Origin of the sequence: Kitasatospora sp. NPDC048296 (assembly GCF_043201815.1) — a bacterium.
GTDB lineage: Bacteria > Actinomycetota > Actinomycetes > Streptomycetales > Streptomycetaceae > Kitasatospora.
This window is the reverse complement of the sequence record NZ_JBICZB010000218.1, coordinates 1-1,319: the sequence shown is the minus strand read 5'-3', so window position 1 is coordinate 1,319 and position 1,319 is coordinate 1. Positions and strand designations below refer to the sequence as shown.

Annotated in this window: 2 protein-coding genes; both read left to right on the top strand. The window is 66.6% G+C overall.

Annotation, left to right across the window (positions count from 1 at the left end; translation table 11 throughout):
* Positions 1-69: 69 nt before the first annotated feature.
* The gene (locus ACGF12_RS38590; RefSeq protein WP_393041348.1) at positions 70-378 is read left to right on the top strand and encodes a transposase; all 309 of its coding nucleotides are present in this window, start codon (positions 70-72) and stop codon (positions 376-378) included.
* A 5-nt stretch (positions 379-383) separates the two neighbouring features.
* The gene (locus ACGF12_RS38585; protein ID WP_393041345.1) at positions 384-1,286 is read left to right on the top strand and encodes an IS3 family transposase; all 903 of its coding nucleotides are present in this window, start codon (positions 384-386) and stop codon (positions 1,284-1,286) included.
* Positions 1,287-1,319 lie beyond the last annotated feature (33 nt).

The window sequence follows — 1,319 nt, the reverse complement described above, 5'->3', positions numbered from 1 at the left end:
TGAAGTTCCCCCGCTGAACTGGACAGCCTGATACTGGGACGGACGGTCCCGGAGGAAGCAGTTCAGGTAGTGAGTGGCAAGAGCAACATGAGCAAGCGGTACACGGCCGAGTTCAAGCGGGACGCGATCGCGCTCGTCCGGTCCTCGCCGCATCGGAACGTCACCGAGATCGCCCGGGAACTGGGAGTGAGCCCCGAGGGGCTGCGCGGCTGGGTCAAGCAGGCGAAGATCGACCGCGGCGAGGGGCCCTCCGGTGCGCTGACCAGCGATGAGCGTGAGGAGCTGCGGCGCATTCGCCGCGAGAACGCCGACCTGAAGAAGGCCAACGAGATCTTGGTAAAAGCCGCGGCCTTCTTCGCGAAGGAGATCGTGAAGTAGGCACGGTGTGTCTCTTCATCGACGCGGAGAAGGCCACCGAGGCGAACCCCGATGGCTACAGCGTCGCGCGGCTGTGCCACGTGATGGGCGTCAACCGTTCCACCTACTACGCCTGGCTCGCCTCACGGCCGGCCGTCGCCGAACGGCAGCGCGCCGAGGACGAGTTGGCCGGTCGGATCCGCGAGATCCACGCCACCTCCCGGGGCGCCTACGGCGCCCCGCGCGTGCACGCCGAGCTGCGGCGAGGCGGCTACGGTATCAACCGGAAGAAGGTCGAGCGGATCATGCGCGAGCGCGACATCCGCGGCATCACCCGGCGCAGGCGCCGCCACCTGACGACACAGGACACCAAGGCCGCCCCGGCCCCGGACCTGGTCGGCCGCGACTTCACCGCCGAGCGGCCCGGCACGAAACTGGTCGGCGACATCACGTATCTTCCGACGATCGAGGGCTGGTGGTACCTGGCCACCGTCATCGACCTGGCCACCCGCGAGGTCATCGGCTACGCGATGGCCGACCACCACCGCGCCGAACTGGTCACCGACGCCCTGAAGATGGCCGCCGGCCGAGGCGCCCTGCAGCCCGGCTGCATCATGCACACCGACCGCGGCAGCGAATACACCTCTAGTGAATTCCGCCGGGAGACAAGGAAGTTGAACCTGAGACAGAGCATGGGACGAACCGGCATATGCTACGATAACGCCGCAGCCGAGAGCTTCTTCGGACTGCTCAAAGCGGAGATCGGCACCACTGTCTGGGAGAGCCGCGAAGCGGCCCGCGCCGACGTCTTCCGCTTCATCGAAGTCGAGTACAACCGCACCAGGCTCCGCAAACACCCCGAGTTCGGGTACCTCACCCCACTCGAAACCCGAGCCAGACTGCAGCGCGACTTCACCCCCGCAGCGTAAGCAACCGCTGTCCAAGATCAGGGGGGAACTTCA